Consider the following 5,291-nt stretch of genomic DNA (forward strand, 5'->3'; position numbering starts at 1 on the left):
ACGCCACATGCACGACACGCCCCTGTTCACCACAACGTTGCTCCAGGCAACAGCGCCGCGCAGTCAACCAATGCCCGGTGAGAAAACCTCAGTGCCTGCCGCCACCACGTGGGGAATTCAGATACATCCGCTGACGCACGCTGCATCGCAAAGAGAGTGAAGACTGCACCCACCATGATCTCGCGCCCAGCACTCAAGCATCGGGACTCGTCGAACCGAGGTTCAAGTTGCGCACCAATCTCGCCGGCCTCGTCAAATACCAGGGGGACGGTCGAACTAGCCGACGGGTGAGCAGCAGCACTAGCCAGCTTGTAGTACTTCTGATAGGGCGATTCCTGATTCTCCAATAGGACCTGAGCCTCGATAAACGTCCGGACATCCTTGTCCGGCACCCAGGTTCCCTTATGGAGCCATTTCTCCGCGAGTTCAGGACTCTTCGCCAACATGCGGCCCAATCCAGCGGCCTCGTAAACCGTACGGATGTTTGCCTCTACGTCTACGTAATAGCCATGGACGCAAAGTGAGATGCATGCACGCAGCCCACGGTAGGCACGCGTGAAGCATGCGAGCGCGCCTAGATCATTCGCAAACGGAGCCTGTCGATTCGAATTTGATCCGGCGTCGAGTCCCCATGTCAGCAGACCAAGGCACATGTTTAGACGGTCGAGTGTCTCGCCCAATACCTCAAGGGCTGCCTCGATGTGCTGCGCATGCCCGCCTGTCAAGTGGTCTGGCAACTCGTGCCGGTTGACCTCCGTTTCCTCCATAGCCGCACACTAGCCGCTGCTCGACGCCTGACAAGTTTCTCTACGTCTTCAAGACGGCCCCTGTGGGGCCGTGAAGCGCGCCGCCACCGGAGGACCGGGGGAGCGGGGCAACCTTCGGCTCCTCGCCTGAGGGCTCGTCGGCCCCGTCCCCCGTTGGCTTGGCGCGCACGTGCCACAGGGCGCCAACCGCCAGACAGCAGAACTCGCCATCAACGATCGACACCCTGTCGAAGCAACGCTCATCTGTGGTGGCCGGCCACCCGTTGCATGTGGCTGGCGTAGTCCGCGGCTGACCCTGACCTTGGGCTCCGCATCGCCCCGCTAGCAATCATGGGAAGTGCGGTCCGGCCCGGCACGCATCAAGGGCGCCTCCGGCGTCGCTCCGCGATCGAGCAAGCTCGACCCCTGACCCGCACCGAGCCGAACCTGAAGTCGGCAGCTATCGGGGCGATCCGGAGGACTGCCCGCGCCTCGACACGTAACCCGTCAGCCGCCGACGCCTGTCCTTACATCGGGTGCGGTTCCATACTGCTCACATGCGACCTCTGAGCGAGCCACCCGAGGAGAAAGGGGGACTGGCCAAAGCCCTTGTAGTTGGCCTGCTGAACTCTGTCCCCGTGGTAGGCGGCGTTGGTGGTGCCGCGCTTGAGTATGCCTTGGGATGGGGGTACGGCGATAGAATGAAGCTTTGGCTCAACGACCTCGCCTCGCGAATCGAGGAGATCCAAGAGGAGGTCGAGGGGCTGACGTCTAGCGACCAATTCCTTGACGCCGTTGTGCAAGGTACCCGGGCGGCCATGGCGACACATCAAAAGGAGAAGCTCGCCGCGCTCCAGGAAGGAGTTATCCATTCCATCGGTCCGGATGCACCGGACGTTGACGAACAGGCGCGGTTCTTCCGACTGATCGATCAGTTCACCCCTTCTCATCTGCGAATCCTCGCATATCTCGATAATCCTCTCGGAATGTTCGAGCTCAAGGGAATCGAGCTGCCTCCGCCGGGTGTACGGGTGGAACGGAGTGGCATCGATCTCGCGATGCCTGAGTTTGCAGGGAAGTCGGATTGGTTTGAATTAATCGGCAATGATCTCCGACAAGCCTTTCTAATTGATAGCCGGTCGCCGATTGGGATGAGTCTGGAATCATGGGCTGATTTAAACGGGCTGAAGCTGACGACTGAACTTGGCGAAAGGTTTCTCCGTTTTACCGGCACCAAAATTTCTCCCATTACAAAGCCAATTACTAGACCGCGTTGAATCAGGTCGACCCCGCGCAGCGATCCGAATCTGGGGTCGGTAACTCGGGGCTGACGCGTAACCGTATGTGCCTTTGTCGTGTGCGGGAGAAGCTAGCAGGCGTCAGGACGATGTCCCGTCGCGTATCCACTTGACTCGGGTAACGGCCACACCCTGGTCCGTCAAGGTCACATCTGCTTCGAACTGGTGCTCACCATTCGTGAATTGGAAGCTATAAGTCAGCGGACTGGATGACTGGCTTTCGCTAACAACCCGAAGATCTTCACGGACCACAATTTCGTATGCCATCGCGAGTGCGTATGTGGCACGGTAATGCGCTCCGTCGCGAGTCAGCGATTCGTCATCGAGTGGATGCCCTCCTAGTTGCTGCCGAGCCCGCTTCGCGAGTTGAGCGAGCGCAGCGAGCAGCAATCCTGACGACAGATCAGATCCGAGCTGAATCAGGAATTCTGTCTCTGCTCCGGACGCCCCCCACTCAAGGGACCTGTAGTTCTTGTCGAGCGCATAGGGGGGATCGTACTGGCCTGGAGCGACGAATAAGGTCTTGACATCACGAACCGACAGTGAGCCGGGCAAGGTAAATGACCATGACTGCTTTGGGAATTTGTCCGAAAGTTGTTCTATTTCGTGGATGCGGACAGTTGTATCAGTGGAGTATTCATCATCAATGAGGCGTGACTCCATCTCGCCGACGCCGTCAGTCTCGTCATCCATAAACCTTCTCCGCTGTCCCGTGCCAACCGATCTCGCTAAGACGATAGCTACAAGCCGCGCGTATCGATATAGCGAGCCTCGTCGGCGATCCGCGCGAACGTAGCCGAATCGGCCGGCCTCAGCAGGCCCGCATCGAGCCACTCCTCGACGGCCTCGCCTCGCTTCGGGTTGCGGACGTAGATGACGCGAGCTAGCCAGTCCTCGGAGTTGATCTTCTGCCACTCCAAGATCAGGCCAACCCAGGGACCGCGCTGGCCGCGAGGATCGCCCAGGACCCAGCAATGCCGCTTGAGCGGGTCCGGCGGCTTCGGCCGGGGGTACCGCTTGTTGCCACCCATGGATGCAACAGTAGAACATGTGTTCGATGAGCGCTAGTTGACACCTACGTGTCAGTCGGAGCATGCCTGTGGACAACCGCATGCCTAGTAGAGCGACCCATACCAGACTGTTGCGTAGATCCGGTGAGGTCACCCTCGCCACCCCTGGCCCGAGCGATAGCCAGAGGGGATGCTCGGAAGGCCGCCGAATCGCTCAACCGAACGCGTCGGTTGGGAGAAATCTGGGAGACCTTGACGCGTACCAACGCCCACCAGGACGGGGAAACGCGGCTGAACTCGGTCTGCGGTTCGTCTTTGAAACAAGGGAATTTGGCGTTGGCGCGGTGGTGGGGATCCGTTGACCGGCGACCATGGCATGGAAGAGGTCAGGGGTTCGAATCCCCTAAGCTCCACGCACAGATACGGCCGGTTCCCCTACTCGGGAGACCGGCCTTCTGCTTGTACGACGCCCACGCAGCTCCTCCGTCGCCGCTCCCACCTACCCCAGCCCGCCGCTCCTTAGGTGCTGCCCACTCGAATCGGTCAGCCCCCACTACCGTGCGCGACCGCGCTGTGCCTTTGACGGAACGGTCGATTTGTGGCCATTGAATGACGCTGGGTACGGCCCCCGCGGATACCTGGACAGGTGTAGGGCATCGGAGCAGCATGAAAGTGGCACGTCGCACGCGAAGGGGGAGGACTGGCGTGCAAATTCTTGAAGTGCCCTGATCAGGGAGGGCACGCTTCCGATCGAATGGGGGAGGACATGTTCCGTCGCCTGTTTGCCGGTCTCATCACCACAGGCCTACTGCTGATCGCCACACCGGCGTTCGCCCAGCCGCCTGTGACCGAGACCGTCACCGAGAAGAACGTCGTCGAGACCTTCGTGGACGTCGTACCCAGCTGCGAGGGTGGCGGGCCGGCGTACACCATCACCACGACCAGCAACCGGGTGTCTCACATCACCGCGTTCGACGACGGTCGCATCCACGCGACCTTCACCGACACCGGCACGTTCGTCGCCGTACCGCTCGAGGACCCGAGCCTGCCCAGCTACACCGGCAAGTTCACGGCGTGGGGTGGCTTCAACGACAACGGGGGTGCGGTGAACGGCACGTTCACTTTCAACGTACGCGGGACGGGGTCTGACGGCTCGACGTTCAGGAACCACGTCACCGACCACTTCAACGTAACGCCGAACGGGACGGAGTTCTTCTTCACGCATTGCCACGACTGACGAGGATCGGCCCGCCGCGTCGCCGAACTCCTCTGGATCGGCGGGGCGGCGCCTCGCAGCCCGAGCGACACCGCTGCTCACCCGAATGTGGTCCAGGCGCGACCGTCAAGCAACGTCCTCAGGCCTCGTCGCGACCCATGTAGTAGTAGTAGAAGACTTCATCACGCTCGCTCGGCTTGCCTGAGGCATACCAGACACCAGCGTCGTCGTCGTGCGTGCCTGCGTAGCGCAGCCCGCCGACGCCCGCTTCGCTGTTGAACGCGACGCGCGCTCCCGGAACGCCTCCGGGTGCTGGAGGAAGTTGGAACTAAGCTTCAATGCATTTGACGATAGCGTCAACAACTTCATCGAGTGGGCGTGCGGTATCGATAACCGTGCCCTTGGGTATATCTTCTTTGGTGGCATGAAGACGAAGTATCTTCTCCTTTTCCTCGTCATTCCCACCCCAGTCGTCGGCAGCACGACCAGCCAGTCTCTGCTTGAGTGTTTCGGTATCCACGTCCAGCACGATTACCTTGTCGAATATGTCCAGGAATTTATTGAAGTTCCTTGAACCGCCACAGAAGACAGCAACCTCCTCATCTTTGCTTGCTGCTATTTCTCTGACTCTATCAACGTCCCATATATGCTGCTCATGACGACCATCGCCTTCGGTTCGTTTCCCCGTTTCAGGGTCGCCCTGGTAGGCAAGTTCATTATCGCCGTCGATGGCTTTGTAACCACGCTTTCGAAGCTCGCGACATACTGAACTCTTTCCTGTGCCCGAACCGCCTTCGACAAGATAGTTTCTCTTCGCCATGGGCTCATCGTAACGAAACGCCCCTCGAAAGGCGTTTGAATTAATCCCGGCTCCTCCCGGACGACGCCTCGTCGCCAGAGTGCTGCGACCACCGTGGCCCTACTGGCCAATACCGGTAACTTAGGGTCTGGTGCGGTACGGTTGGGGTGTGGCGAGGGTTGGTCAGGTCAAGTCCCGATCGGGTGACAGGTTGACGGATCG

At 60.0% G+C, this 5,291-nt stretch carries 6 protein-coding genes; 2 read left to right on the plus strand and 4 right to left on the minus strand.

Annotated features, from left to right (window positions below; genetic code table 11):
- Window positions 1-26: 26 nt before the first annotated feature.
- Window positions 27-767, minus strand: coding sequence for a hypothetical protein (locus EV643_RS43620; RefSeq protein ID WP_133806117.1), 741 nt, complete (start codon window positions 765-767; stop codon window positions 27-29).
- 536 nt (window positions 768-1,303) lie between these two features.
- Between EV643_RS43620 and EV643_RS43625 the strand changes: the two genes are divergently transcribed.
- A complete protein-coding gene (locus EV643_RS43625) occupies window positions 1,304-2,023 on the plus strand; it encodes a hypothetical protein (RefSeq protein WP_133806118.1) in 720 nt (239 codons plus the stop codon).
- A gap of 102 nt (window positions 2,024-2,125) precedes the next feature.
- Here the strand turns inward: EV643_RS43625 and EV643_RS43630 are convergent, their stop codons facing one another.
- Window positions 2,126-2,737 (minus strand): hypothetical protein, encoded by a 612-nt coding sequence (locus EV643_RS43630; RefSeq protein ID WP_133806119.1) that lies wholly within the window; start codon window positions 2,735-2,737, stop codon window positions 2,126-2,128.
- 47 nt (window positions 2,738-2,784) lie between these two features.
- On the minus strand, window positions 2,785-3,075 hold the full coding sequence (locus EV643_RS43635) for a hypothetical protein (protein ID WP_133806120.1): 291 nt from the start codon (window positions 3,073-3,075) through the stop codon (window positions 2,785-2,787).
- 745 nt (window positions 3,076-3,820) lie between these two features.
- On the opposite strand from EV643_RS43635, the gene EV643_RS43640 reads away from it, so the two are divergent.
- On the plus strand, window positions 3,821-4,291 hold the full coding sequence (locus tag EV643_RS43640) for a hypothetical protein (RefSeq protein WP_133806121.1): 471 nt from the start codon (window positions 3,821-3,823) through the stop codon (window positions 4,289-4,291).
- Between the two features lie 307 nt (window positions 4,292-4,598).
- Here EV643_RS43640 and EV643_RS43645 read toward each other — a convergent pair whose 3' ends face one another.
- The gene (locus tag EV643_RS43645) at window positions 4,599-5,090 is read right to left on the minus strand and encodes an AAA family ATPase (RefSeq protein ID WP_133806122.1); all 492 of its coding nucleotides are present in this window, start codon (window positions 5,088-5,090) and stop codon (window positions 4,599-4,601) included.
- Between the last annotated feature and the right edge of the window lie 201 nt (window positions 5,091-5,291).

This window comes from Kribbella caucasensis, assembly GCF_004361855.1.
GTDB lineage: Bacteria > Actinomycetota > Actinomycetes > Propionibacteriales > Kribbellaceae > Kribbella > Kribbella caucasensis.

What these genes read in the sequence shown, in the direction of transcription:
- EV643_RS43620 (WP_133806117.1), bottom strand. Translation starts at nt 767, where the DNA reads ATGGAGGAAACGGAGGTCAACCGGCACGAGTTGCCAGACCACTTGACA.
- EV643_RS43625 (WP_133806118.1), top strand. Translation starts at nt 1,304, where the DNA reads ATGCGACCTCTGAGCGAGCCACCCGAGGAGAAAGGGGGACTGGCCAAA.
- EV643_RS43630 (WP_133806119.1), bottom strand. Translation starts at nt 2,737, where the DNA reads ATGGATGACGAGACTGACGGCGTCGGCGAGATGGAGTCACGCCTCATT.
- EV643_RS43635 (WP_133806120.1), bottom strand. Translation starts at nt 3,075, where the DNA reads ATGGGTGGCAACAAGCGGTACCCCCGGCCGAAGCCGCCGGACCCGCTC.
- EV643_RS43640 (WP_133806121.1), top strand. Translation starts at nt 3,821, where the DNA reads ATGTTCCGTCGCCTGTTTGCCGGTCTCATCACCACAGGCCTACTGCTG.
- EV643_RS43645 (WP_133806122.1), bottom strand. Translation starts at nt 5,090, where the DNA reads ATGGCGAAGAGAAACTATCTTGTCGAAGGCGGTTCGGGCACAGGAAAG.